This is a genomic window from Paenibacillus ihumii (assembly GCF_001403875.1).
In the GTDB taxonomy this organism is placed as follows: Bacteria; Bacillota; Bacilli; order Paenibacillales; family Paenibacillaceae; genus Fontibacillus; species Fontibacillus ihumii.
Window position 1 is genome coordinate 3,243,555 of the sequence record NZ_LN884299.1, and the last position, 24,500, is coordinate 3,268,054.

General features: G+C 48.0%; 29 protein-coding genes and 2 pseudogenes. 6 read left to right on the plus strand and 25 right to left on the minus strand.

The genetic code is table 11. The features are described 5' to 3' along the window. Nucleotides 1–28: 28 nt before the first annotated feature. The 19 genes from BN2762_RS21780 to BN2762_RS21870 all read right to left on the minus strand — a co-directional run bounded on the left by BN2762_RS21780 (nt 29) and on the right by BN2762_RS21870 (nt 11,695). On the minus strand, nt 29–1,204 hold the full coding sequence (locus tag BN2762_RS21780) for a phage major capsid protein (RefSeq protein WP_055108961.1): 1,176 nt from the start codon (nt 1,202–1,204) through the stop codon (nt 29–31). After that, nucleotides 1,179–1,994, minus strand: coding sequence for a head maturation protease, ClpP-related (locus tag BN2762_RS21785; RefSeq protein ID WP_055108962.1), 816 nt, complete (start codon nt 1,992–1,994; stop codon nt 1,179–1,181). Before BN2762_RS21785 ends, BN2762_RS21780 begins: the two co-directional genes overlap by 26 nt. Continuing rightward, entirely contained in the window at nt 1,991–3,238 is a 1,248-nt protein-coding gene (locus tag BN2762_RS21790; RefSeq protein ID WP_187386569.1) for a phage portal protein, read from the minus strand. Before BN2762_RS21790 ends, BN2762_RS21785 begins: the two co-directional genes overlap by 4 nt. Further along, nucleotides 3,216–4,922, minus strand: a complete 1,707-nt coding sequence (locus BN2762_RS21795) for a terminase large subunit (protein ID WP_230202562.1) — start codon at nt 4,920–4,922, stop codon at nt 3,216–3,218. The genes BN2762_RS21790 and BN2762_RS21795 overlap by 23 nt, the downstream gene beginning before the upstream one ends. Beyond that, nucleotides 4,900–5,274, minus strand: a complete 375-nt coding sequence (locus BN2762_RS21800) for a P27 family phage terminase small subunit (protein ID WP_230202563.1) — start codon at nt 5,272–5,274, stop codon at nt 4,900–4,902. The genes BN2762_RS21795 and BN2762_RS21800 overlap by 23 nt, the downstream gene beginning before the upstream one ends. Nucleotides 5,275–5,468: 194 nt before the next feature. After that, entirely contained in the window at nt 5,469–5,780 is a 312-nt protein-coding gene (locus BN2762_RS21805; RefSeq protein WP_055108964.1) for an HNH endonuclease, read from the minus strand. Further along, entirely contained in the window at nt 5,780–6,094 is a 315-nt protein-coding gene (locus BN2762_RS21810) for a DUF2829 domain-containing protein (protein WP_230202564.1), read from the minus strand. The genes BN2762_RS21805 and BN2762_RS21810 overlap by 1 nt, the downstream gene beginning before the upstream one ends. Nucleotides 6,095–6,129: 35 nt before the next feature. Beyond that, nucleotides 6,130–6,465 carry a hypothetical protein gene (locus tag BN2762_RS21815; protein WP_055108965.1) on the minus strand — a complete coding sequence of 112 codons (336 nt, stop codon included), beginning with the start codon at nt 6,463–6,465 and terminating at the stop codon, nt 6,130–6,132. Beyond that, on the minus strand, nt 6,437–6,724 hold the full coding sequence (locus BN2762_RS27380; RefSeq protein WP_055108966.1) for a hypothetical protein: 288 nt from the start codon (nt 6,722–6,724) through the stop codon (nt 6,437–6,439). The genes BN2762_RS21815 and BN2762_RS27380 overlap by 29 nt, the downstream gene beginning before the upstream one ends. A gap of 12 nt (nt 6,725–6,736) precedes the next feature. After that, the gene (locus tag BN2762_RS21825; protein ID WP_055108967.1) at nt 6,737–7,417 is read right to left on the minus strand and encodes a helix-turn-helix domain-containing protein; all 681 of its coding nucleotides are present in this window, start codon (nt 7,415–7,417) and stop codon (nt 6,737–6,739) included. A gap of 6 nt (nt 7,418–7,423) precedes the next feature. Continuing rightward, entirely contained in the window at nt 7,424–7,762 is a 339-nt protein-coding gene (locus BN2762_RS21830; RefSeq protein WP_055108968.1) for a hypothetical protein, read from the minus strand. A gap of 39 nt (nt 7,763–7,801) precedes the next feature. Continuing rightward, nucleotides 7,802–8,086: a hypothetical protein gene (locus tag BN2762_RS21835; RefSeq protein ID WP_055108969.1), complete on the minus strand. Its 285-nt coding sequence runs from the start codon at nt 8,084–8,086 to the stop codon at nt 7,802–7,804. Continuing rightward, the gene (locus tag BN2762_RS21840; protein WP_055108970.1) at nt 8,079–8,390 is read right to left on the minus strand and encodes a hypothetical protein; all 312 of its coding nucleotides are present in this window, start codon (nt 8,388–8,390) and stop codon (nt 8,079–8,081) included. Before BN2762_RS21840 ends, BN2762_RS21835 begins: the two co-directional genes overlap by 8 nt. Before the next feature lie 55 nt (nt 8,391–8,445). Next, on the minus strand, nt 8,446–9,012 hold the full coding sequence (locus BN2762_RS21845) for a hypothetical protein (protein WP_055108971.1): 567 nt from the start codon (nt 9,010–9,012) through the stop codon (nt 8,446–8,448). A 53-nt stretch (nt 9,013–9,065) separates the two neighbouring features. Next, complete coding sequence (locus BN2762_RS21850; protein WP_055108972.1) at nt 9,066–9,533, minus strand: hypothetical protein; 468 nt, start codon at nt 9,531–9,533, stop codon at nt 9,066–9,068. Nucleotides 9,534–9,643: 110 nt separating this feature from the next. After that, nucleotides 9,644–10,096 carry a hypothetical protein gene (locus BN2762_RS21855; protein ID WP_055108973.1) on the minus strand — a complete coding sequence of 151 codons (453 nt, stop codon included), beginning with the start codon at nt 10,094–10,096 and terminating at the stop codon, nt 9,644–9,646. 114 nt (nt 10,097–10,210) lie between these two features. Beyond that, nucleotides 10,211–10,963, minus strand: coding sequence for a hypothetical protein (locus BN2762_RS21860; RefSeq protein ID WP_148499982.1), 753 nt, complete (start codon nt 10,961–10,963; stop codon nt 10,211–10,213). A 58-nt stretch (nt 10,964–11,021) separates the two neighbouring features. Next, nucleotides 11,022–11,216 carry a hypothetical protein gene (locus tag BN2762_RS21865; protein WP_055108975.1) on the minus strand — a complete coding sequence of 65 codons (195 nt, stop codon included), beginning with the start codon at nt 11,214–11,216 and terminating at the stop codon, nt 11,022–11,024. A gap of 215 nt (nt 11,217–11,431) precedes the next feature. Next, the gene (locus tag BN2762_RS21870) at nt 11,432–11,695 is read right to left on the minus strand and encodes a hypothetical protein (RefSeq protein WP_055108976.1); all 264 of its coding nucleotides are present in this window, start codon (nt 11,693–11,695) and stop codon (nt 11,432–11,434) included. 29 nt (nt 11,696–11,724) lie between these two features. On the opposite strand from BN2762_RS21870, the pseudogene BN2762_RS21875 reads away from it, so the two are divergent. Both BN2762_RS21875 and BN2762_RS21880 read left to right on the plus strand, forming a co-directional pair. Next, a pseudogene (locus BN2762_RS21875) lies at nt 11,725–12,234 on the plus strand (DUF444 family protein); the annotation flags it as partial. Then, nucleotides 12,231–13,664 carry a SpoVR family protein gene (locus BN2762_RS21880; protein ID WP_055108977.1) on the plus strand — a complete coding sequence of 478 codons (1,434 nt, stop codon included), beginning with the start codon at nt 12,231–12,233 and terminating at the stop codon, nt 13,662–13,664. The pseudogene BN2762_RS21875 and the gene BN2762_RS21880, both read left to right, overlap by 4 nt. 170 nt (nt 13,665–13,834) lie before the next feature. Here the strand turns inward: BN2762_RS21880 and BN2762_RS21885 are convergent, their stop codons facing one another. Both BN2762_RS21885 and BN2762_RS21890 read right to left on the minus strand, forming a co-directional pair. Further along, the gene (locus tag BN2762_RS21885) at nt 13,835–14,854 is read right to left on the minus strand and encodes a globin-coupled sensor protein (protein ID WP_055108978.1); all 1,020 of its coding nucleotides are present in this window, start codon (nt 14,852–14,854) and stop codon (nt 13,835–13,837) included. An 806-nt stretch (nt 14,855–15,660) separates the two neighbouring features. Then, nucleotides 15,661–17,556, minus strand: a complete 1,896-nt coding sequence (locus tag BN2762_RS21890; protein ID WP_055108979.1) for a PrkA family serine protein kinase — start codon at nt 17,554–17,556, stop codon at nt 15,661–15,663. A 387-nt stretch (nt 17,557–17,943) separates the two neighbouring features. On the opposite strand from BN2762_RS21890, the gene BN2762_RS21895 reads away from it, so the two are divergent. Together BN2762_RS21895 and BN2762_RS26285 are read left to right on the plus strand one after the other, a co-directional pair. Then, nucleotides 17,944–18,708 carry a DUF2161 domain-containing phosphodiesterase gene (locus BN2762_RS21895; protein ID WP_055108980.1) on the plus strand — a complete coding sequence of 255 codons (765 nt, stop codon included), beginning with the start codon at nt 17,944–17,946 and terminating at the stop codon, nt 18,706–18,708. 291 nt (nt 18,709–18,999) lie between these two features. After that, a pseudogene (locus tag BN2762_RS26285) lies at nt 19,000–19,317 on the plus strand (pyridine nucleotide-disulfide oxidoreductase); the annotation flags it as partial. Between the two features lie 43 nt (nt 19,318–19,360). Here BN2762_RS26285 and BN2762_RS21905 read toward each other — a convergent pair. After that, the gene (locus BN2762_RS21905; RefSeq protein WP_055108982.1) at nt 19,361–20,785 is read right to left on the minus strand and encodes an aminotransferase class I/II-fold pyridoxal phosphate-dependent enzyme; all 1,425 of its coding nucleotides are present in this window, start codon (nt 20,783–20,785) and stop codon (nt 19,361–19,363) included. A 172-nt stretch (nt 20,786–20,957) separates the two neighbouring features. Here BN2762_RS21905 and BN2762_RS21910 point away from each other — a divergent pair, with 172 nt between their 5' ends. Together BN2762_RS21910 and BN2762_RS21915 are read left to right on the plus strand one after the other, a co-directional pair. Further along, complete coding sequence (locus tag BN2762_RS21910) at nt 20,958–21,347, plus strand: ATPase B chain family protein (RefSeq protein ID WP_230202565.1); 390 nt, start codon at nt 20,958–20,960, stop codon at nt 21,345–21,347. After that, entirely contained in the window at nt 21,344–22,414 is a 1,071-nt protein-coding gene (locus BN2762_RS21915) for a phosphodiester glycosidase family protein (RefSeq protein ID WP_148499983.1), read from the plus strand. The genes BN2762_RS21910 and BN2762_RS21915 overlap by 4 nt, the downstream gene beginning before the upstream one ends. A gap of 473 nt (nt 22,415–22,887) precedes the next feature. Here BN2762_RS21915 and BN2762_RS21920 read toward each other — a convergent pair whose 3' ends face one another. The 3 genes from BN2762_RS21920 to trmL form a co-directional block, all read right to left on the minus strand. Further along, nucleotides 22,888–23,133 carry an AbrB/MazE/SpoVT family DNA-binding domain-containing protein gene (locus BN2762_RS21920; protein WP_055108985.1) on the minus strand — a complete coding sequence of 82 codons (246 nt, stop codon included), beginning with the start codon at nt 23,131–23,133 and terminating at the stop codon, nt 22,888–22,890. Between the two features lie 86 nt (nt 23,134–23,219). Next, on the minus strand, nt 23,220–23,795 hold the full coding sequence (locus BN2762_RS21925; RefSeq protein ID WP_055108986.1) for a maltose acetyltransferase domain-containing protein: 576 nt from the start codon (nt 23,793–23,795) through the stop codon (nt 23,220–23,222). A 38-nt stretch (nt 23,796–23,833) separates the two neighbouring features. Beyond that, a complete protein-coding gene (gene trmL, locus BN2762_RS21930) occupies nt 23,834–24,298 on the minus strand; it encodes a tRNA (uridine(34)/cytosine(34)/5-carboxymethylaminomethyluridine(34)-2'-O)-methyltransferase TrmL (RefSeq protein ID WP_055108987.1) in 465 nt (154 codons plus the stop codon). Nucleotides 24,299–24,500 lie beyond the last annotated feature (202 nt).

Sequence of the window (24,500 nt, forward strand, 5' to 3'; positions counted from 1 at the left end):
AGAATCTACCTTGAGATTTACGGGCTTGTTAGGGAATATCATTTGTTTTTACTTTAGCGATTCGGAAAGCGGATTTAAGTTTAATTTGGTGGTCAACCCATGCGGTCAGAACGAAATCCCAGATGCCCGTGCGAACGTTCTTGTCACGGTCATAAATGATGTTCGGATCGTAGTTAAAGTGCGAATAGCGGAAGTCACCGACAACCGGATCCACAGCAAGGTCACAGAACTCTACTGGTTTGCCGAGTACCTGCTCTGGCTGTGCACCATACAGCGTCGCATTACCGTTTGCCAGCACCTCGATGATCTCCATGTAGTCAGCGTAGGTCATGGCGATCTTGGCGTTTTCGCGATAGTCTTCGTGAAGATCGGCGATTGCCCTCTTGATTGCTTTGTACTTGGCTTTCGCGCGTTCTGCGTCGCCACCAGTATATTCGACGGTTACTGCTGTAATCGGATTCGTCGTGCGGTAAAAGCTCATGTGTTCCTCACCAGTTTTCGGCGTCTTGGCGAACGCGACTTTTTTCTCTTTGGCGGCAAGACCAGACTGCAGCGCCGCTTCGACCGTTTGAACCAAATTCGTGTCAGTCGCCGCGAGAATTGTCTCCGATACCGGTGCGAAGACCTTGAACTTGTGTCGACCGAAGCTCACGACATCGCCCGTCATTTCAAGTTCTTTTGCCGTCTCTGTGTCTGCGATGAAGTCATCGTCATCGAGTGCAAAATCGACCTTCGGAATTTCGAGATTCGTCACGCTGGTGAAGGTAGAAACGTCTCGCAGAGGGTTCTTCACAAACGGCTCATGCAACAGTTCGTGGGTCATCGTGGACGGAAGAATCTTTTCGCCGCCCGTACTGTTGTTGTCGCCGAGAGCAGCTTTTACGTCATCGGCAACACCCTCACCTCGCATTGTCGAACGAATTAGGCTAGCTTTTGCAGAAACAACCTTCGCCTTTGGATCGGCAGAATTTTTAATAGGGTTCTTATTCAGGCTAGCCATTTGTTCGGCTTCCATTTCGTCATGCTCTTTTTGGAGAATATCGAACCGCGCCTGCAGCCCCGCCGCTTTTGTTTCCATGGCCTTGATATCCTCGATTTTGGCTTCCGGATCAGAAGCTTTCGCCAAGATGTCCTGCTTTGCAGCGGCCAGCGCTTGGCCGATTGTTACCAAATCATTTTTAATATCGAACAGTGTTTTTGCCATGAGTAATTCCTCCAATAATTGATTTTATATTTTGAATTTCTAAAGCAGCCGTTTCTCGGATGCTTTGCAGGTACTTCTCAGCTTCAGCCGCCACTTCCGGCGTTTGAGCTTCAGGTGGCTGGGTATTGCTTGCAGGTGCCTCCAACAACGCCGCAGGCACATTGCGGTACTTAGCAAACAGGTCCTTGCTGATACATGCCGCCGCTTGGTTCGCTTCCCCTACTACTTCACAGAAGCCGTAGTCATAGCACTCCTGAGCAGAGAGCCACGTTTCGGCATCAAGCAGCTCGGTAAGCTTGGTTTCATCCAGCTTGTCGCCTGCTCGGTCGAGATACGTTTGCTTCATGCTTCCGCCAATACGGTCAAGGTCATCTGCAACTTTTCTCAACTCGGCCGCATTCCCCCAGGTGAACGTCCACGGATTGTGAATCATCATCATCGCGTTTCGTGGCATGTGGATTTCGTCACCGGCCATAGCAATCACCGAGGCGATCGATGCGGCCAGACCATCCACATGGACAATGACGCGAGCTTTGTGGCGCTTCAGGATGTTATAAATCGCCACACCTTCGAACACCGATCCGCCTGGGCTGTTGATATACAGCTGCAAAGTATGGATGTCGCCGAGTGCGTCGAGGTCCCGTCTGAAGCCGTTAGCGCTGGTGTCTGACTCATCCCATTCCCATGATGTAATGTCGCCGTAGATGTATAGCTCGCCTTCGCCTTCCCGGGCGGCCGCCTTAAAGCTCCAGTACGGCTTTTTTTCGCCTTTATTAGCACTGTTTTTCATGTCTTGTTCACCCCCTTTCCTCGGTTCTTCCTTTCGGCCACCGGCATGTCGATCGGGTAAAGATCGCCGCTGATATAGAGCTTGTCGCCGCCCGGCTCCGGAGGTAGTTCCTCCCAAGCTCGCACCTCATTCGGCTTAACAGCTCCAGACCGCATGAGCTTGAAGTAAAACTCGCCGCGGGTCTTCATATCCCCACGCAAAAGAGCGTTCACGTTGAACTTGTAATAAAGTCCACGCAAACGCTCTTCGCGGGTAAGCAATTTTCGGTTGAATTCTTGCTCGTACTGTCGGACGATCGGAATCATCGTGTTCGTCACATAATTGAGAGACAGCTGCTCCATGGTGGAGTAACTGACCCCGTCCGTTTCCCCTAGCAAGAAAAGAGGGATGTTGTAGACCATGGCTACTCGGGATTTGGTGATCTTCTCGACCTCAAACACCTTGGAGTCAATAAAATTCCGCTCGATGGGATCGATCTCCACACCATTCTCCTGAATGAGTACGCCGCCGTTTTCCTTGTAAAACTGCTGGAAGTTGGCATATATTTCTTTCTTTTTATCCTCACTGACGTTGGTCGCCATTTTCAAAATGAACGATGCTTTGATTGATGTATCCAATTGATCGAGCGTGAACTTCCGAACTTCCTTGTCGAATTCAATCGTGTTCGAGAGTACGTCAATCGGGTTGATTCCCTTGTAACCCGGTCCGTGAATGTGCTTCACATGAATAATATCCATATTGTGCACGTAATACTGTCCTTTGGGGCCGTATACGCAGTACCAGAGCTCGTTTGTATCCTGCTCCACCACCGGTTCAACGTATGCAGGATCCAGGATGAGCAGGGAACTTACCTGGTAGCGTGCATCGTACATTTTCAAGGCGTAGGCGTTGCCGCTGGTGTTCCGGATAGTCTCCATCGTTCGAATGAAGTCAAAGCCAGTCATGTTGTTGTTAGGGGCATTGGCTATCAGGTCCGCTGTCGGCGAATTGACCGGCTCGAATTCCTTGTAAAGCTTCAGTGGCAGCGATGCCATAGAGTTAGAGAGTCGCGTCACAGCTGCGAATATCGTCTCATTCGATGCCAACGTGCTACCGGGCTTACCTTGAAAGATTGACCTTCCTCTGAAAAACCATTTTTCGAAACCAGTGGCAGCCGACTTGAAACCATTTCGGACAATGTTCCATGCCATCTTGATTCGTTGTGTTAGCTTCAAGTTTCCATCACCCCCTTTGCAGAAGATCATTTATGCTGACAAACTCGACGTTTCCGGTCGGTACCGGAATAGCCATTTTCTTCATCACTTCGGTGTGAGCATTCAAAAAGGCCGCGAACCCGTCGATTTTACGGTAGCGGCCTTGTTTTGTAGGCATCCAGTTTTTCTTTGAATCCTCCACCAATTTAACGTTATTCATGTACCACCTGAATAACTCGTCATTGTTATAGACCACACGACCGTCAATCAAGAGTTCCTTAGCATCCTTAAGTGCGGGGCTAAGCGTCATAGGGCCTTGTCGAACAACAAGCGTATTAAATCCATAGGCCTTGAGGTCTTCTACAAGTCTGTAAGCATTCGCAGGGTCATAGCCAATTAATTCGATGTTGAACCTCTGGGACTGTTCAACAAACCAGTCGTAAACCATCTCATACTTGACGTACCTACCAGGACATATCGTGAGATACCCAGCTTCCTCCCACTCACGATAAGAAATACCTTCGTTATCCAAATCAACTTTTCGTCGAGGCACCCATGAATGAGAAATTACTGCAACCCGTCCATCATCCAATGGAAATTCCAAGCAGGCAGATGTGAAGTCCTCTGTTTCCGACAGGTCAAAACTGCCGATACACATCTTTCCTTCGAGCTCTTTATGATCGATATGGCCATTATTTTTTCGGATGATGTCCAAATCTACGAATGATTGCTCATCGGACTGTACGAATCTATTCAACCGTTTAGTGATGAAATCATTACGTTCTGCTGGGACATGCTTCCGATCCTCCCACTCCTTCAGCATATCTTCCATCTTGATGGTTACACCAAGGTTTGGATTTGCTTTTACCCAGTTGGAAGGATCTTCGACATCATCCTCTGGATCAATCTCTGCCATGAAGTAAAACGCTTGTTCAGCCGAGATAAGACCATCAAGCACATCTGCAGCTTTGTCATAATAATCCATCAGGGGCCCATCAAGTTGATAACCCGCGGTTGTGATGTACAAGATCATTGGTTGAGTACGGGCGCCAGTGGAGTTTTTAATAACGTTGATCAGCTTGTACGTTTTGTATTCGTGAATCTCATCGAATGCGCCCATGCTGCAGTTCTTACCATCGAGCTTTTTACTGTCGGTTGCGAGCGGCAAGATTTTAGACATTGTCCGACGGTACCGGATTTCGTGCAAAGTCTCGTCAAAGTGCTTTCTTAGCAACGGCGACGCCTTTATCATAGCCTTACACTCATCGAACATATCTCTTGCCTGTTCTTTAGAGTTGGCCAACTGATAGACCCTTGCGCCGTTTTCTCCATCCTTAGAAGCAGCATACAACGACAACCCGGACACCATAGACGTCTTACCGTTTTTACGACCCATAAATATAAGCCCCTCGCGGAAGCGACGGAGTCCGGTATCCTTATGAACCCATCCATAAAGGGAGCCAATAATAAAATGCTGCCATGGCTGAAGCTCTAACCTATCAAAGTCACCCATGGATGGCTTACAGAAGCTTTCGATGAATTCGATTGGTCTATACGCCTTTTTCTCATCAAAAACATACGGAAACGAGGCTGTTCCTTGCCTGTTTAGGTCTTTTAAATGACGTTGACAGGCCTGTTTAACCTTTTTTGAAGTTACTATTTTTCCGTTAACAACATCTAGCGCATATTGCGTAGTTTGCAATTTAGGAGGCTCAGAAAGCGGTAAAATCGTCACCTTGATCGCTACCTCCCTGATCGACCACACCGGACACTTTTCTATCTGAGGCAGGAGTCAATTTCAGTTCGGCTTGGAGTTTCCGCTGATGCTCAATAATCTTGATGATAGCGTCCACAGACTTGTTTTGACGGTATATTTCTTGGGTTCCGTTCTTGAATAACTCCACGACTCCTCGCGCTCTTATGTCGTCGATATGCTGCTGTTTGAGTTGTTCGAGTAAGGCTATATTATCCGTGATCATTATCGTACGATCCGATAGGTTATCATCTATCTCCAATTCCCTGATAATGATTTCAAACAGCCTTTTCGCCGCCCGATGCTTGATCTCTTTTTTTGGTTTATGTTCCACTGACACCCCCCCCTCATATAGAAAAATGTCTGCGCGCCGAAAACGAAGGGCCCACGCCGGTCCCAAAACGCTCTGAGGCTCAAAATTCGAGGGAGGGGGGCATGCGTTCGTATTTTAGCATAAAACCCTACCCCTCGACGTCAGAATGCCTCAGAGACCCCTTTGCGGCCGTCTAGCGACGCCCTCTCTTTTTGTTACCATCTCTCTGGGTTCGGCTTCGCCTCAAGGATGGTCGCTCGCCGCTTTCTCTTCGCTTCCATAGGCTGCCTGCTGCCCTTCTCCGGGTGCTTCTTATTGTGGCAGGTCGGACAGATGCTCTCGAGGTTGTCCCCGTCCAGGGCGAGCTCTGGATGCGTCTCCAGCGGCTTGATGTGGTGAACTGTATTAGCTGTGGTGACCTTCCCTTTACGTAAGCAAGGCTGGCACAGGTAATGGTCTCGCTTAAGGATTACTAATCTGCACTTGCGCCACTCCTTTGACTTGTAGAACGGATTGACTTGCTTCATCAGTGACTTACTATTGTCCAATCTTCTGAAAGCATGTCTGTTTGCGATGCCAACCAAGGTACGAATTTATCGTCAGCGGTCTTCATTCCGATCCACGATAACTTCTCGAGTCCTAACGAAGGGACGGAGCCGCTAGGATTGTAGGACCATGCCGGAACTAGCGTCAACCACATGCCTTTTTCATTCCAGCCTTTGCGGGCTACTTTCTCTCCTTGTTTCAACACTTCAATTGCTTGACCAAAATCCATGATCATCATCCTTTCTGTTTCCAGACAACAAAAAAGCCCAGCATCCAGCAGCCGTTGTATTGGCATACTGAACACTGGGCCTCTAGGGTCTCTGGTTCGGTTTATAATACTTTTTTAGTTATGTCCCATAACGCATCACAAAGCTCGTGGTTGATTGCAGCGTGTTCTACATGTGCTACAACTTGCCATTCTCTGTTACGTACCTCAATGGAAATCCGTCTATTCCCATCATTCAATAATTCAATCATCTGCCCGATGGAGAGGAGTGGCAAATCAATTTTTTCCGGTTCAAACATTCCGTATACTCCTGTTGTCCCCGTGGGTGATCGGTAAAACCAGTCTCCATCAACCGGATCATACCATACCCTTAGACGCTCTTGTTGAGCGCCAGTCAATTCTTTCAGCTGTTCAACCGTAATCCGCTGTTTCATGGTCATCTTGCGACTCTCCTTCCAATTCTGAATGTGCCATTGCTATGATCGAAGCAGCGCTGATGTTGTTGGCTTTGCAAAACACTTCGAACTGTCCCAGCGCCTCCTTAAACTTTTCCGAATACCATGCTGGATATCTAAGGGTTTCTTTCCCTGTAAGATTGAACTCATTCAACACCTTACACCTGGTACATACGATCTCTGCCTTGCCATCTATCTTACCAAGCAGCTTATTGCATTTGCTACACCTAAATTCCTGAAGCATGTCCTGCCTCCTTCAGTATTGATCATGGATCCCTATATCGAATCTTCTATGTGAAGCGTGTAGGAATGCGATTATGTTCCCGTTGTTATTCTTGGGCAGATTCTCGAAGTGATCTCTGACCTGTTTTTCCCAATCTGATGCACTTACCTCGTATGACCTCAAATACTCTATCTGATTGATTATCCATTCCCTCTGCTCTTCTGTAACTCTCATGTGCTGCTTGTTCTTCTTTTGAGAGAAGTATCTCAGATAGGTTTTTATATAGGGATCATCTTCTCTTTTCAGAGAGAGGTATTTATTTAATCTTTTATCTTCATTCGTTATTATATAATCATTCGTTATTAGCGTTGGATTTTCCACAACTGGAAAACCCGATTCTGGACGTAGTGACGGGCTTTCGTAAATATCCAGCTCCCAGCTCATGATCTTTCCCCGCTCGTTTTTGAATGGATAGCGGTGTACATAGCCCAGCTGCTCGAGCTCCTTCATTCCAGCACGAATGCTGTCCTTACCCTCGGTGGTGTGTTTGGTCAGCTCATCTATGTAAAACTTGAAGTTGTCCGGTTTGGACAGCATATAGGCGAGCAGTCCGCGGGCTTTAAAGGAGAGGCGTTCGTCATGAAGTGATTCATTGATTATCCTTGTGAATGGTGGCGCTGCCTTGCCTGACTTTTTGATTCGATAGGTCGCCACATCGTTCTAACCCTCTGCCACTTTTATTTTTAAATTTTCCAAAGCCTCGGCTATCAACTTCCCAGATTCGGACGTGTGCTCACCGATTTTCTTCAATAGCTCGTCAAACTCCGGTGTGGTCTCGGCGGTGACCTTAACTATGAGATTACCGACATTTACATCCTTATCAGTAGAAGATTCTGGCATCAAATCCCGTTCAATGCTGTTGATCACGTTGGCAGCTCGTTCTTTAATAAAAGCACCATGAATCGAGTTTCCTTCGCTCTCTGCTATTCTAATCAATCGATCAAGAAGTTGTAATTTTAATTCAACTTGTTCCGGCATCGATAGGATTTCAAAAGACATAACTCAATCCTCCTTATCAGTTTACCTTTCCAATTCAAATCATGATTTTTCCTTAACCACATCCACATCCATTTTCAAGAGCTGGCGAATAGGTCGGCTCTCATATATCGGATTGAGCCAATACTCCCCAACCAACACGATCTGCATTTTCATTGTCATCGGGTTTAGTTCGTCCAGCATATAAGCATTCCTGCTTAAAAATTTTACTCGAACCTCTTTGGGATATTTATCCCTTACGAGTTTCCATAGAGAGTGAGCTTGTGCAGTGTCTTTACCTATGACCAGTATGAGATCGTACTGCTTGGCAACTACTGCTTTATTCATGTGCTGCCCCTCCTTCGATCTCAGCCCGAAGCGCATCCATCTTCTCCTTGATCTTCGCCTGCAGCTCCGCTTCTTTCCTATTTGCATCCTCATGATTGTCGTTCGGATCACTGAACCTTCGTTGCACTCTGCGTATACGCTCCTGTAGCTTACGTATCTCGGCGTCCCGGTAAAAGGCCACGTACTCGCGTTGGCAATGCGGGCATTCGAAACATAGTTTATCTATGCCATCCTCAAGCTTGATCGTCTTAAACGATTCCACTTCAAAGGCTTTCTGGCATCCAGCGTCACAGTGCGTTTTCATACTTGGGCCCACCTTTCAATTTATAATAAAAAAGTGGCGGAACAATATTCCGTCACTATAAAGATAACTCCCCAATTATTTTTGTCATAAGTTCCTTAACTTCAGTGAAAGCCTCTATAACTTTGGGTGCTTTCTCGGCCAGCCTGTTCTCTTCTACTCCAAAATAGACTCCTTTAATATAGTACTTATCAACGTACTCTTTTAAAATTTCCCATGCATTAAATATTATAAAAACTTCTTCCGCAGTGAATGTTTTTGCCAGCTCTTCTGACTCCATTTCAAGTTCAGTTTTTATTTGCTTTAAATTGTTTTGAATAGTCCAACTATCATGGTGCGTGATAGCCATTAATACTTCGTTAGACCTCTTCAATAAAACTATGCTGTTTTGAACCTTCAAAGCATTTTTATGATTAATCACTTCTTTTTGTTGTAATTCATGCACTAGTTTGCTTAATTTAATTGATTCTTCAGTAAGTTCGGCTGTTCTTACAGCTGCATCTGCTGATTTTGATGTTGCTTTTTGAACAAAAATAGCAATAAGTATCGTACAAACAATATTTACTATCGCTATTACATCACTCTTACTTAATGTGAAGAGCCAATCCCATAATAACCTCACCATTCCACCTCCTACATCCAACTCGTCACTTTTAATCCATTGCTAAAGTCAATTATTTAAAAATCTTGCTTATTCTGCTGAACTATCTCATCTATGATTTCATGACACTTACCGCGCATTACCTCCGTATAAAGAAGGAGTTTTTCTTCATACAACATGTAATTATCATGATTACGAGGTTTTTTTGAAAAATCTTTACTAATATCAGACAATCCACCAACAGTTCCTGTGATCAACGTAACCAACCTTGGATCCGTCCCGATTGCCTCAGGGAGATATTCTCGAAGTTGATGGTTAAACTGCATAACATTTTTGAAAAGTTCTGCATACTGAAAGTTCTCGGTTGTAAAATAAGTCCACGCTGAATTTAGATGCTCACTTATCTGTATGCTAAGCTTATAGGTTTTACTTTGCTTTGATGGCTTTTCAGCCTTTTTTTGCAAACTTATTTGCCAGACAGCAATACCATATGCTCCGAACACTCCAATTAAACTGCCAATAAAACCGCCCCAGTCAAAACTCATAATCTTCCTCCCTAACATAAATATTTAATGTTTCTCATCGCCTTAAATCTACATCAGGGAAGCTTTCCCTGTTGTACATAAAAGAAAGCACCCTAAGGTGCTCTCTTTACCTACAGCCTTGAATAATTGTTATCCGCGTATAATCGAACCTTCCATTTTAGAACAATGTCACCTTTATTGTAATATGTATCTATTGTAAGTGTTAGAGGTATAGTCATAACTTCTGTTGGGGTAATATATACTCTTGGAACTTTGACATCTTCCATAATTAGAATGGTGGCTTCACCTTCATCTGAGAACCTCAACTGACTCGAGATTCCCGGACTATTTTCTTTATACTTTTCATAAATTTTTGCATGTTCTACTTTTATCTGATTCTGAATGTAATCTTTAAATGTAACATTACCGCCATTTTGTGTATGTTGCATGTACATCCCGTAAACTCTCGACTGATCTGCTTTACATATAATTTCCCAATATTCTTCGACATTATCACCAAATACAACTTTAAAGAAGCGATGAACTAAATCTAGTTGCTCATTAGTTACATTTCCTTTTTCCACAACTCCCACCTCCGGAAAACGGATGTTTAATTAAATCACTACCGACAAAAAATAAATTCGAATTTAGAGACTTTGAATACTTAAAAACCAACCTGTAAAAAATGTCCCTTCATTTTAAATCTTTGAATGATCTATCTTACTTGGATAAACCCAGTTAGCTGATTTCATCTTATGTTCATAAATAATCTCACCCTTAATCTTTCCATGGAGAACTTCTAGACGTTCTGTGTTTTTTTCAAAATCACGGGTAATTCTCAATCGTTCCCCTTTTAACGTAGAGTAGTCAAAAGTTACCTCTTCAATAAAAATTTTTGTGCCAGGATCAGCCTCTAGTGGTGTAAATGGTATAAATACCTCAACATCTCTTTCTATAACACCAATGCTAATATCTAACTCATCAATTTTATAATCGTTCTTTTCTATGTATCTTATTCTTGCTTTAATAGAGCAGTCTGTTATAATGGGCGGGTTGCCAAAATGGGATACTTTTAGATAAGGAATCTTTGTAGTGCCATATTTCTCTTTTTTTACTGTCTTTCTTAGAATTTCGTACCATGGCGTTAAAATGATTCTACTATTTTCATTTGTAACTACACCAACTAGCATCAACGTAGCATTAAAGTCATGTATTACCACAAAAGATCGATTGTTTACTCTATCCTGTTCATCTTCCTTTTCTTTCTGTTTACGGAACTGATAAAAAGCAATAAAAACAGCTCCAATTAAGCCAAGAAAATTTGCGAAGAAGCCTATCCAAGCTTCACTAGTTCCTTGAACGCCAGGTGCTCGCCAGCTTAAAAGTCCATAATTTATTAAAATAGGTGCCGCCAACAACAAAATAATAAATAAAGCATATTTATTTTTCAAACCATCACCTCCCTGCATCACATTTCGACACATGGAGTTAGTTTCCTGCTATTCCCAATCAATCAGGATAGAGACATCCATATACTAAGCCGGGTTTTTCTGAATTTGGATTCTCATGAGCTGTAAGCTCGGTTTCTCCCCCGCAAAACGGGCATTTTAAAACTTTGCCCTCACCCTTATTCATATTGATCAAGAACGATCCGGAACAATCGTCATCCAGACACTCCCATTTTCCTAGCAAAGGCTGTTCCAAATTACACGCCTCCTGTCATCTTGCATAAATAAAGAGCGGTAATTTGTTTCATGCGCCTACCGCCAATGCGCCATGCCCGGCATGAGTTTGCCCACTACTCCGTAACATACATAATCAATCGTCCCTGGAGATCGATCGGAGCTTTCACCGAAAAAGAAAAGGCCGGCGCTTTGGCCGACCTTGTAAGCAGGGCATACATGCCCCTGCGGTGTCCTTCATTCAATTCTCCATGGTACCAATATATCACGTCCGCTTGCAAATAGCGGACTTTTACGGGATGAGTTTCGAACGACTTTGGGTTGTTCTTTTACTGATTCCGAAACATTTAATTTGCGTGCAGAGAGAATGCCTGCTCCCGACCAAGGATCGTTGTACTTTCTCCCTTTTAATTTGCAGAATTTTCTTTTAGCCTCTGTGCTATTTTGAGCCTCAATGTTGATTCTTCCCGCTTCCCAGCGTATACCTACTTCATAGATCATTATACAAACCTCCTTTAGTTATTTATGAAACAGTCATATCGATGGGCACGTTCGAGAAATACTGCGCCCGCAGCTTCTTCTTCTGGATGACCCGTTTTTTGAGGCGGCAGTATGAAAAGGTCGAAATCGTGTTTCTGGCCCATCACACCGAAGCGAAGGAGGTTAGCGAGGAAGAATTCTTCACCCGCGGCGAAAGCGGAGGCACAATCTGCTCGTCGGTCTATTCTAAAGCGCTGGAAATCATAGATTCCCGCTATCCCTCCTCCAGCTACAATATTTACCCCTTCCACTTCTCCGACGGCGACAACCTGACCTCGGATAATGACCGCTGCGTCAAGCTCATCGGCGAGCTGCTGGAACGCTGCAATATGTTCGGCTACGGCGAGGTCAATCAATACAACCGGGGGAGCACGCTGATGTCGGCTTACCGCCATATCAAGCAGGAGAAGTTCATGTATTATGTCATCAAGGAGAAAGGCGAGATATACAGCGCTTTGAAGCGGTTCTTTCACCGCCAGGAGGGGGGGAAAGCCAGTTGAGCGAGGACTTAAAGAAGCTGGAGTACGCCATTGCCGAAATCATGGAGATTGCCGATGGCTTTGGGCTCGACTATTATCCGATGCGCTATGAAATCTGCCCCGCAGACATTATTTATACCTTCGGTGCGTACGGCATGCCCACGCGGTTCAGCCATTGGAGCTTCGGCAAGCTTTTCAACAAAATGAAGATGCAGTACGACTTCGGCCTCAGCAAAATCTACGAGCTCGTCATCAACTCCAATCCCTGCTATGCCTTCCTGCTTGAGGGCAACTCCCTGATCCAGAATAAGCTGATCGTCGCTCATGTGCTGGCGCACTGCGATTTCTTCAAGAACAATGTCCGCTTCTCGGCCACGAATCGCGATATGGTGGAGAGCATGTCCGCAACCGCGGAGCGCATCAGCAGATATGAGCTGGTACATGGGGCTAAGACCGTAGAATCCTTCATCGACGCTGTGCTCGCCATACAGGAGCATGTCGATCCCCAGCTCATCCGCCCTCTCCGCTACGATAAGCGCCAGCAGACCGAAGAGAAAATCCGCCGGGCAAAGGAGGCTGCACAGCGGCCGGAGCGCAAAGGACCCTATGATGATCTCTGGAGCATCGGAGAAGGCGGCGATGCCGAGGAGGCCGGATCCAGCAGTATCCCTTTCCCGCCCGAGCCTGAGAAGGACATCATGTGGTTCATTCAGGAATATTCGGAGACGCTGGAGGATTGGCAGCGGGATATTATGAGCATGCTCCGGGAAGAAATGCTGTATTTCTGGCCGCAAATGGAGACGAAGATCATGAATGAAGGCTGGGCCTCCTACTGGCATCAGCGCATATTGCGGGAGATGAACCTGACCAGTGAGGAGACGGTCGAGTACGCGAAGCTTAACGCTTCGGTCGTTCAGCCGTCCAGGCACAGCCTGAATCCCTATTATTTAGGCCTGAAAATCTTCGAGGACATCGAACGGCGCTGGGATCATCCGACCGAGGAGGAGCAGCGGCGCTTCGGCCGTGAACGCGGAAAAGGGAGAGAGAAAATATTCGAGGTTCGCGAGCTCGATTCCGACACCTCCTTCCTTCGCAGCTATTTGACCAAGCAGCTTGTGAACGATCTCGATTTGTACATTTTTGAAAAGCAGGGACCGGAATGGAAAATCACCGATAAGGCCTGGGAGAACGTCCGGGATCAACTGGTGGAGTCGCGGATTAACGGAGGAGCTCCTTATATCGTCGTTCAGGACGGCAACTTCAACCGCGCCGGCGAGCTCGTGCTAAAGCATCAATACGAGGGAATTGAACTGGATCTGAAGTACCTGGAAAGAACACTGCCCTATGTGCAGCTTCTTTGGGGCCGTACGGTGCACCTGGAGACCGTTGTTGAAGGCAAGAAAGCGATATTCAGCTATGACGGCCAGAAGCATTACCGGAAGCTGGTTTAATGCAACAATAGCGAAAATTCTTGAAGCAGGATCAGCTATCGCTTTGGAGGGCTTTATGCAATATATCTGACGCTAGTTATTCTCGCGCCGCACGCTCTGACGCAAGCAGCCCGTCTTCGTTAACAAGACGGGTTGCTTCGTTTTATTTCGATTTATTAGCAAGCCAAGAACTAGGACACAGGTTGATTTTCCTGTTGAAGCCGGCTCAAGTCCTCTGCTACCTTCTCGATCATTTGTACGAACATAGATAGCTCTCCCGAGTTCATTGCCTGCTGTCTGGCACTCGTCGCCGTCTTCTCAGATTCCTGCTGGATATGGTCAAGCTTGCTCTTGATATCCTCGACCAAGCCTTGAATCTGCAGCAGTGTTTGCTTGGAGCTCTGGGCCAGCTTGCGGACTTCGCCCGCCACAACCTCGAAGCCCCGGCCGTTCTCGCCAGCATGGGCCGCTTCGATAGCAGCGTTGAGCCCGAGCAAATGGGTACGGTCTGAAATTTCCCGGATTGCGGAGCTCATTTCATCAATTTGCCCGATTTCCTGGTGAAGCTGCTCTATCAGCTGGTGTGCAGTCTCCTGCGAGGCAGCCGTCGCTTGGGCCGCCGAGGCAATAATTTGCGAATTCCCGCTCAGCTCGGCAATCATTCCCGTCAACTCCTGCGTAACCTCTGTTACGGCCCGCAGCAGGTTGTCCTTCTCCGACGCAATGACCTCCAGCTTGTTCTTCTCCTGCTTCTCATAAGCCTCCAATACGAGCTGGGAATCTAGATTGAACATTTTAGATAGAGCATGCGTCACGACCGTCCAACGCTCTCCTGCAAGCGGCTTCAAAAGCTCAATAGCCAAATCTAGGTAAACCATATAGCTTCCCAAATAATAGTCGGTTGGCAGGCCGATATGGGAGTGAATCTGCCCGATGCGTATGCGCTGCTCAATGAACGGCTCCGTCAATATGCCTTCGGCAAGCGACAGCCAATATTGGCGCTGCGTCTGCTTCAGGCGATCAATGGTACTGTGGCGATTAATTAGATCCAGCAAATCGGGATCCTTCTGTAAATGCTCATAGAAACGATCCACTATTTCTTCGACTACCTTTTCAAAAATAGGTCTATAGTCTCTTAATAAGCCGAGATCATTTTCAGTGATGCCAATGAATTCGACCTGTTTAGTTCGTGCTGGAGATAGATCAATCATAGTAACATATACTCCTTCTTGGTAATTTTAGATGTGATATTTTTAATAGCGACTTTTTTACTAGTATACCCCTCTACTACCTAATAATGAAAGGTTAAGATTAAAGAACTTAATGAAAAGATCCCAGATGCATAACTAGCTATACAAAAACTGAACAATTAAAATATAACCTAAATCCTATTTCTATGTAAGTCTAATTAAACCTTATTCTCTTACTCTGCCTTACGGTCATTGCCATCGTTCTCCGCGTTATTCAAATGACGTTATACGGGGCAATGCGCGATATGGGCTTAAACGACCATACAGCTTCGATAGGACGTTTCGAACGGCAGTTGTACTGTTTAATCTATCGCTCAAACTATATAGTTATAGCAAAAATATTTTTGAGCTGCCCTTCTTCTATGCCAATGCAAAAACCGCAACCCATACATAATTAGGGTTACGGCAGGAGAATAAGGGGATAACGGGGAGATGAAATTATGAACTGGTCCGAACTTCGATGCTCCGCGATCCGTCATTTCGTAATTTACGAATTGTGATCTATGACCGACGATCGATGATCCATGGTCCGCGATCCGCGATTCGTGATCCACGATGCGGCGATCCATGATCCATGATTCATAATCCGCGGTACTCCGGCCTTCTAGTACTCTGACTCCGACTCTCTGAATGACTCTCTTTTGAATGACTCCGCTACTCCGCACATATGCATTTTACTTGAAGCAATTGTTCTTGCAGATCAACCAATCGGCCTCACCTAATTTTGGTCACTGTCGGCCTCGCAATTTTGGCCGCTGAATAGCAAATTAGCGGTTCAGCAGGCTGCCGACATACCGCAATAATTCATTCGCGCAAACCGGGCAGTAGCCATGCTCATCGATCAGCCTTTTGCTGACCTCGTTGATGCGCTTGAGCTGATTTTCGTCCGGCGTTTTCGTGGAGGTTGTGATTTTCACAATATCCTTCAGATCGGCGAACAACTTCTTCTCAATCGCTTCCCGCAGCCGGTCATGGTGGTTGTACTCGAATTTCCGGCCTTTTCGCGAGTAGGCCGAGATCCGGATCAAAATTTCCTCGCGAAACGCTTTTTTTGCATTCTCGGAGATGCCAATCTGCTCTTCAATCGAGCGCATCAGCCGCTCGTCGGGATCCAGCTCCTCGTCGGTCAGCGGGTCGCGGATTTTGCTCCAGTTGCAGAATGCCTCGATATTATCGAGATAGTTTTCAAACAGCGTCTTAGCCGATTCCTCGAAAGAGTATACAAATGCCTTCTGCACTTCCTTCTTGGCCAGCTCGTCGAACTCCCTGCGGGCTATGCTAATAAAATTGAGGTAACGCTCGCGCTCCTCCTTCGTGATAGAGGCGTGCTGATCCAATCCGTCCTTGATCGCCCGAAGAATATCGAGTGCCCCCATGCAGTGCAAATCCTGCTTGATCAGAGCGCTGGAGATCCGATTGATGACATACCGCGGGTCTACCCCGGACATGCCCTCCTCCAAATATTCGTTCTGCAGCTCCTTCAGATCGGCGTCCTTATAGCCTTCAACCTCCTCTCCATCGTATAAACGCATTTTCTTCACAAGATCCACGCCCTGCTTCTTCGTTTCCTTGAGCCGGGTCAATATAGAGAATATCGCCGCCGAACGAAGCGCATGAGGCGCTATATGCACATGTCTCATATCGCTTTGGCCGATGAGCTTCGCGTAAATTTTCTCCTCCTGTGATACTTTGAGATTATAGGGGATCGGCATGACGATCATCCGCGATTGCAGGGCTTCATTTTTTTTATTGGCGATAAATGCCTTGTATTCTGATTCATTCGTATGGGCAATGATCATTTCGTCAGCCGAAATTAACGCAAATCGCCCGGCCTTGAAGTTCCCTTCCTGCGTCAACGACAGAAGGTTCCAGAGAAACTTCTCGTCGCATTTCAGCATTTCCTGAAACTCCATAATGCCGCGGTTGGCTTTGTTCAGCTCTCCGTCGAACCGGTAAGCGCGGGGATCGGATTCGGAGCCATATTCGGTAATGGTCGAAAAATCAATACTGCCCGTCAAGTCGGCAATGTCCTGCGATTTGGGATCAGAAGGGCTAAAGGTGCCGATGCCGACCCGATTGTCTTCGGATAGCAGTACCCGCTCAACGGCCACCCGCTCGATATCGCCGTCATATTCCGTTTTCAGCTTCATCTGGCATACTGGGCATAGATTCCCCTCAATCCGGACGTTCAGCGCCTGCTCCACCTCAGGGCGAAGCTCATGGGGCACAAGATGGAGCGGATCTTCATGCATAGGGCAGCCGGATATGGCATACACCGCTCCTTTCTCCGTCCGTGAGAACTTTTCCAGCCCCCTTTTCAAAAGGGTAACCAGCGTAGATTTCCCCCCGCTTACCGGACCCATCAGCAACAGTATCCGTTTACGCACGTCAAGCCGCCGCGCCGCGGAATGAAAATACTCCTCGACCAGCTTTTCGATCGCCTGATCCAGCCCGAATATTTCCTGCTCAAAAAATTTATACCGCTTTCGCCCGTTCACTTCCTCGACCCCGTAAGACTCAATCATTTCATATACCCGGGCATGGGCAGTCATGGCGGGTGAAGGATCCTTGGACAACAGCTCGATATAATCCTTAAATGTGCCGCTCCACGCTAAAGAATCGCTTTCCGCACGGTAAGCTGCAATACGCTTGAAAATATCCATGTTCGGTACCTCCTGTACTTCCGCTTGGGGTAAGGCGCATCCCCGATCGGTGATCCTTGCTGAACTGAATGGAGCCTCCATGTCAAATAAATATTGATTTTTATCGACGCGTTTACTTCGTAAATAACCGCGTTTAACTGTTTTTTCTTGCTTGGAATAAGAAGACTAGAGTGGAGATGTATCATTCTATTTTTTTAGAAAAGCGTATTACATACCTATGCGGCTGACAGGAAGAAGTTGACCATTTTCAGCGCCGAAAAATATTCTTATCGGATAAATCAGAATTAAGCAAAGGAAGCATTGCGCTTCCTTCCGGCGCAAATGTTGGGTTATGATATAATTTAACCCAGAAGTATTCAGCACAGTTGCAGAAAGGAAGATCGGATCATGGCCGTTCAGCATGAGACCGAATTGTACGCTCCGCTTAAGACGTTCTTTGAGGCGCGAGGCTATGTCATCCGGAGTGAGGTTCGCCACTGCGACCTCGTCGGCATCCATCCGGATCAGGAGGATCCGCTGATCGTGGAAATGAAGAAGACATTTAACCTCTCTCTTCTGCTTCAAGGCTTGGAGAGACAGAAGCTCAGCAGCGAGGTGTATTTGGCCGTAGAGCGCAACCGCGCAAAAAAAGGCGCGCACAACCAGAGATGGAGCGAGCTTTCGCTCTTATGCCGCAAGCTGGGCCTCGGTCTGATCACCGTCACTCACTATAAGACGAAAAGCCCGTTTGTAGAGGTGTTGTGCTCTCCGGGCGATAAAATACTTCCCCCCGCCCCAAAGGTCGTCAAGACGCGTGCAGCGAGGCTGCTGCATGAATTTCATGAGCGAAGCGGGGATTACAATGTCGGGGGAAGCCATGGGAAAAAGCTGGTCACAGCTTACCGCGAGCGGGCGCTGCGCGTCGCGAATGCGCTGCGTGCCGGCGGCATCATGGCGCCGCGCGAGGTCCGCGACAGCAGCGGAGTAGGCACGGCGGCGGATATTCTGCAGCGCAACTACTACGGCTGGTTCGACCGGGTAGCGCGCGGGCGCTATGCTCTAACTCCGGCAGGCGTGAAGGCGCTGCAGGAGTATGCCGCCGTCATCGAGAGCTGGCCAGTGGCGGTTGCCCCAGCGGCGGATAGGGCTGCGCAGCAGACGGCGAACGATTAGAGCAGCGCTGGAGGCAGAGACGGCGACTGCGTGCGCTAGGCCAGGAGGTGCACTACGCGCTCCCTGCGTAAGTATCCGCGCACTGCTCACGCGCCTTACACGCTGCCCGCGCACGGACGTATCCCTGCACAGCACCATGCGCGCACACTCCGTGCGGTGTATACGCGACAGCCCTCCTACCTAATAATGAAAGGTTAAGATTAACGCACTTAATGAAAAGATCACAGATTCCTAACTGACTATTCAACAACTTAACAATTAAAAAATAAACTAAATCCTATTTNGCAGGCCTGGTTCGTACGGGCGGCAGCGGTTGTCATGGCTACGGGCGGCTGCGCTTTCTTGAGCAAGGCTCTGGGCTGCAATGTGCTGACCGGGGACGGATATCTGATGGCCGCCGAAGCCGGGGCGGAGTTCTCCGGCATGGAGTTTTCCAATGCCTATGGGATTGCGCCCGCCTTTGCTTCCGTAACGAAGACGGCTTATTACCAGTACGCATCCTTCTATTATGAAGACGGGACGCTGGTCGAGGGGGCAGGCTCCAAGCAGGGCCGCGCTGTGATCGCCCGAAATCTGCTGGAGGGTCGGCAGGTATATGCCCGGCTTGACCATGTCTCTTATACACAGCTCGAGGTGGGTATAAGAGACAGCGTCACGCAGGCTGCTCCCGAAGCTGCTCCAGCACTGCCTCGCGGCGGGCGGCATACTCCGCCGCGAGATGCGCCGCATGCTCCGGCCAGGCAAATGCCGGAGCGCTAAGCAGCGCGTACAGCCGCTGCTCATAGGCCGCCGTCTCCTTCACAGGGGTCTTCAAGCGCCTGATCAAGGCTGACCGAATATGGGCCAGAGCTTGAATAACACGCTCGCTCCCCCGTATCCACGCTACGGGCAAAGACGGGAACGCCGTAGCCTGGAAGGAGCCTATGCCGACTACCTCAGCGCCGGAGTATAAGAGAGGCTCCTCCTCGCGAAGCCGGTAAAGCGTTTTCCATTCTGCATCGCGCTTTCCCTGATCTGCCGCCGCACCTTGCAGCTTTGGCTGTCCTCTTTTGTATAGAGCCTGCCCTTCATGCCCCCCGCCTTCCCCGTATTTGCCGGTCCTTATGCACCCGCTGTCCTCTCTATGCTTAAGCCCGCTATGCCTACCATTTACCTCATGCTCATACTCATACTCACAATTACCTTCGCACTCGCACTTACCTCCATCCTTGCTCCGCTCCCGCCCCCATCCCTCCTGCTCCGCTGCATGCCTTTCGGGCGCGCCATATCCTCCGGCCGCTTCCTGCTTTCCTGATCTCTGCTGCAATTCAGGCGCATCACAATTTACCCGACTCCTTGTCTCCAACCTCTGTTCGCTGCTGTGTCCGCTATCCCTTCCCGTTCCCTGCTTCTCCCCAGCCCTACTCCCATTTCCCAGACCATGGGAAGCCGCAGCCTGACTACTAAACGGAATGGCTCCTGCTGAATCATCCTCGACAAGGAGCAAAGAATGCCGCGCGGCCAAGCGAAGCAGCTCCCGCAGCCTCTGCTCGCTCCACACCCGGCCGGAAGGATTCGAATAGCGAGGGGTGACATAAATCAGCGAGGGGCGAGCCCTCTTGATTTGTTGTTCCAGCGATGCAAGGATCATTCCTTCCCTATCGCACGGGACAAGAATCGCCTGGCCGCCTTGCTGGCGAACCGACTCCAGCATTTCGGGAGACGCGGGCGTCTCCAGCAGCACCGTCCCGCCGATGTTCAGACACCAGCGCAGAAGGAGATTCACCGCATCGGCGCTGCCGCCCGCCAACAGCAGCCTGCCGGGCTCCGTCAGACACCCCTCTTCATCCCTATAAGCGGCCGACAGCCAACTCCGGAGCAGCAAGCTGCCTTGCGGACCGCTGTCACACTCTCTCCCGGCAAACTCCGGCTTCGTCCCGGCCTTTAGCAGCACCGCATCCAGTTTCTCAACGCCTTCCCCGCCGTCTCCTCCGCAAAGCGCAAGGGAGATCATCTCCGTCCCGTCGCTCCATCTGCCGAATTGCTGTCCTAAGGGTAACAGCTGCTTTCTTTGCCCCAAATCCATCCAGCGTTCCAAAATATCCGCCTCCATGCATCGTCGTTTCAGCTATTGTACAGGAGGACAAATTTACCATTCAACAGGCCGCAAATATATCAATCTATCGCTTTGCCATTAAAAAGTGCACGTGATAGAATGTAATCTTGAACTAATAATTGAGGTGATAAATGTGTCTTATTCTACGGAGCCTATGACCACTTCCGAACCCCTCCCCAGCAAGAAAAAGCGAAGGCCTTCCGTAAAAATCGTTCTGCTTACTTGGATTTTACTTATTAGCGCAGGCGTCACCACCGCTTATATGTATAGCAATCATTTAAAGCAATCGATGCTGGAGCAGCTCGATGCCCGCATACAGGACCGGACGGACGTGATGAAGGCCGATTATACGACCCAGCTGGCAGCGTTATCTGAGCAAGTGGAGCAATTGAACAGCAAAGTAGAGACGTTCAACGAACTGCTGACCTTTACCAAGGATAATGCAAGCGATAAAACCGATAACAGCAATAAATTGTATTCTCAGCTCAACGAAGTGAAGAACCAGCTGGCCAAGCTGCAGAAACAGATGGATTTGCTGAAATAATGAGCGATATCAAAGGGATAAATCGGTTTTTTCTGCTTGCGACCGCTCCCCTGTTCGGTCTTCTTATAGCGCTGGCCTTAAGCGGGCCTAAGATTAGCTGGACGACGGAGCAGGATCTGCTCACCGCGGATCCTCAACCATTAGATCGCACCTTCAGCGCTATCTCGTCTGGTCTTCAGCAAGCCGAGGAGACAGCCAAGTTTACCATTTCCTCCATTCGCGAGACGGCTGAGCTATATCACAAAACGACGAGTACCATGACGGCTATCCTGCAGGCATCCAGAAATACCGCGGCCAAACCGGAAATCATTTATAACAAGCGAATTACCGCGAAGCTCGGCACGCCCAAGGAAACTGTCAAGAGCGATCGTATAATCCTTGAGCTGTACAAGGTAAACCCCGGCAGCTACAAAGGGCATGCCCTGAAAGTGAAGCTGAAGTCTCCGGATGCCATAAAAATGACGCTGGGCCACGACAAAATCGGCGGCTCGGAAACAACAAAGCAAGCGGTTAAGCGGTACGGTGCCGTTGCCGGAATCAATGCAGGCGGCTTCGCCGACTCCAAGGGCAAACGCTATCCGCTTAGCACCACCGTATTGAACGGGAAATACGTGAACGGCTTCGAACCGTCCTATAAAGACCTGTTCTTCGTCGGGATGAATAAGAACGGCAAGCTGATCGGCGGCAAATTTCAGGAGCAGGCGCAGCTCGACAAGCTTGAGCCCTCCTTCGGCGCCTCATTCGTACCGATTCTGCTCCAAAATGGACAAAAAACAGAAATACCTTTAAAATGGCAGACCTCTCCTCTGCGGGCACCGCGAACCGTGATCGGGAACTACAAGGACGACCAATTGATTATTCTCGTCATTGACGGTTACGATGAGAACGGGAATTCCGGCGCAACGCTGAAGGAGCTTCAGGACAAGCTTTATGATATGGGCGTCGTGAACGCATATAATCTGGACGGCGGAGGCTCTTCTTCACTCGTCTTGAACGGTAAAGTGATCAATAACCCTTCCGACGGCCAGCTCCGTCCGGTGCCTACCCATTTCCTGTTTTTTAAATAAAAAACGATGTTCAAGCCCGGATTCCATGGAGGACCCATCAGGCGTCTATGAAATAAATCATATAAGGATTTATTTTTTTGACAGAGGCGGGTATAATAAGAGGCAGTTAAATGTGGAGGTGTTCACCTTTGTTTTCATTTTCGCTGACGTTTTGGATCGTGACTTTGGTGTTTGCTCTTTATCTTTGCGGTATTCTGACCTCGTCTTATAATAACGATAAAACAAAAGGTCTGTAAGCAAAGCCCCAGGGAAGGTGCTGTTTAAGTAATCCGGCAGACGTGCCATAGCCGCCAGCTTGCGGCCAGCAGCATTTTTCCGATTTCAGGAGGCCCTTGCTTCGAATGCGATTCGAATGAGGCGTCCTCTGGTCACCTAAATAAGCTTCCCGGAGGGAAGCTTATTTATATTTGGCAGCAAAGAAAATGAGCATCTGCCCACGCAGACACTCATTTCTCCAAATAAACTTATGGGAGTTAAGTAAGACGGTTCATTTCGACGAGGCACTGATTACAGATGCAGCGCTCTTTGAAATCGCTGACACTTTCCATTGAACCGCAGAACACGCATTTCGGGCGATAACGCTCCAAAATGATATGGTCCCCCTGTACTAGAATTTCGACAGGATCCCCCTCGTTCATTTGATACCTCTTACGCAGCGATTTGGGCAAGACGATTCTTCCCAGCTGATCCACTTTACGGACCACACCAGCAGGTTTCATAATTTACTTACACCTCTCCTAAAAAATGGTATGTACATATTTGGACGAAAATGCTACTTCCCTCTCTATATATTTCGCGCTCTATCCTAAGATTCCTGCTTTATTTCGACATATTTTAATATTTTTGCAGGATTTCCTCCTACAACAGCACCAGGAGGAACGTCTTTAGTAACAACGGCCCCCGCTGCTATGACTACGTTGTCTCCGATCGTTACTCCCGGAATAATCACCGCCCGGCCTCCGATCCATACATTGCTGCCAATGGTTACCGGCTTGCCATATTCCAAGCCGGAATTGCGCTCATGGGGATCAAGCGGATGGGTCGCGGTGTAGATGTGGACCCCCGGCGCCATAAAGCAGTTATCGCCGATTCTTACTTCGCAGATATCCAGGATGACGCAGTCGAAATTTGCATAAAATTGGCGGCCTACATGGATATTGTAGCCGTAGTCGCAGCGAAAGGTTGGTTCGATGTAGGTATTGTCCCCCATCGAGCCGAGCAGCTCCTGCAGCAATTCTTTTCTGCGGGACAATTCATCCTCATGCGTCTCATTAAATAATCGGGTTAACCTTCTGGCCCGCGCTCTGTCTTCTACCAGCTGCCGGTCCGAAGCATCATACATTTCCCCAGCCACCATTTTCTCGCGTTCAGTTCTTGGCATGTTCATATCTCCCTCTTTAGTCATGATGTCAGCTGCTCTTACTGCATTCCCGGAAATTCCAGCTGCCGAAGCGCTTCGAATACGATAATGGCCGCTGAATTGGATAGATTCAGGGACCGCACCTTATCCGTCATCGGCATGCGAATCAACTGGTCAGGATGGGCCTGCAAGATTTCATCCGGAAGACCTTTGGTCTCTTTGCCAAATACGAAGAAATCCCCATCCTGATATTCGAAATCGGTATAACGCTTCTTCGCCTTGGTCGTCGCAAAGAAGAAGCGGCTGCCGCTGTACTTCTCTTCGACCTCCTGAAAAGAATCATGATATTCGATGTGCACCGCATACCAGTAATCAAGCCCGGCCCGCTTCAATGTAGCATCATCCGTACGGAAGCCGAGCGGCCGCACCAAATGCAGATGAATGCCCGTTGCAGCGCAGGTACGTGCAATATTCCCCGTATTAGCCGGTATTTCCGGTTCAACAAGTACGATATGCAAAGTCATAACTTCATTCCTCACTAGTCCAGTTTTTGAATTTATTCACAGGTATTTCATTTTTCATCGGCTGTTTTACTTGCTTATTATAACAGTAAATTTCAATTCCCAAAACAAAAGCCTCCCGCCATCTGCATGGCGAAAGGCTTGCTGTATTCAGCCGGAACGTCTGCTATGATGACTTCTCAGGCTAACGGCACAGTATCAGGCA

Coding starts and splice junctions, on each gene's coding strand:
- BN2762_RS21780 (WP_055108961.1), bottom strand. CDS start 1,204: ATGGCAAAAACACTGTTCGATATTAAAAATGATTTGGTAACAATCGGC.
- BN2762_RS21785 (WP_055108962.1), bottom strand. CDS start 1,994: ATGAAAAACAGTGCTAATAAAGGCGAAAAAAAGCCGTACTGGAGCTTT.
- BN2762_RS21790 (WP_187386569.1), bottom strand. CDS start 3,238: ATGATCTTCTGCAAAGGGGGTGATGGAAACTTGAAGCTAACACAACGA.
- BN2762_RS21805 (WP_055108964.1), bottom strand. CDS start 5,780: ATGAAGCAAGTCAATCCGTTCTACAAGTCAAAGGAGTGGCGCAAGTGC.
- BN2762_RS21810 (WP_230202564.1), bottom strand. CDS start 6,094: ATGCCAATACAACGGCTGCTGGATGCTGGGCTTTTTTGTTGTCTGGAA.
- BN2762_RS21815 (WP_055108965.1), bottom strand. CDS start 6,465: ATGACCATGAAACAGCGGATTACGGTTGAACAGCTGAAAGAATTGACT.
- BN2762_RS27380 (WP_055108966.1), bottom strand. CDS start 6,724: ATGCTTCAGGAATTTAGGTGTAGCAAATGCAATAAGCTGCTTGGTAAG.
- BN2762_RS21830 (WP_055108968.1), bottom strand. CDS start 7,762: ATGTCTTTTGAAATCCTATCGATGCCGGAACAAGTTGAATTAAAATTA.
- BN2762_RS21835 (WP_055108969.1), bottom strand. CDS start 8,086: ATGAATAAAGCAGTAGTTGCCAAGCAGTACGATCTCATACTGGTCATA.
- BN2762_RS21840 (WP_055108970.1), bottom strand. CDS start 8,390: ATGAAAACGCACTGTGACGCTGGATGCCAGAAAGCCTTTGAAGTGGAA.
- BN2762_RS21845 (WP_055108971.1), bottom strand. CDS start 9,012: ATGGTGAGGTTATTATGGGATTGGCTCTTCACATTAAGTAAGAGTGAT.
- BN2762_RS21850 (WP_055108972.1), bottom strand. CDS start 9,533: ATGAGTTTTGACTGGGGCGGTTTTATTGGCAGTTTAATTGGAGTGTTC.
- BN2762_RS21870 (WP_055108976.1), bottom strand. CDS start 11,695: ATGATCTATGAAGTAGGTATACGCTGGGAAGCGGGAAGAATCAACATT.
- BN2762_RS21885 (WP_055108978.1), bottom strand. CDS start 14,854: ATGATTGATCTATCTCCAGCACGAACTAAACAGGTCGAATTCATTGGC.
- BN2762_RS21890 (WP_055108979.1), bottom strand. CDS start 17,556: ATGGATATTTTCAAGCGTATTGCAGCTTACCGTGCGGAAAGCGATTCT.
- BN2762_RS21895 (WP_055108980.1), top strand. CDS start 17,944: ATGGCCGTTCAGCATGAGACCGAATTGTACGCTCCGCTTAAGACGTTC.
- BN2762_RS21910 (WP_230202565.1), top strand. CDS start 20,958: ATGACCACTTCCGAACCCCTCCCCAGCAAGAAAAAGCGAAGGCCTTCC.
- BN2762_RS21920 (WP_055108985.1), bottom strand. CDS start 23,133: ATGAAACCTGCTGGTGTGGTCCGTAAAGTGGATCAGCTGGGAAGAATC.
- BN2762_RS21925 (WP_055108986.1), bottom strand. CDS start 23,795: ATGCCAAGAACTGAACGCGAGAAAATGGTGGCTGGGGAAATGTATGAT.
- trmL (WP_055108987.1), bottom strand. CDS start 24,298: ATGACTTTGCATATCGTACTTGTTGAACCGGAAATACCGGCTAATACG.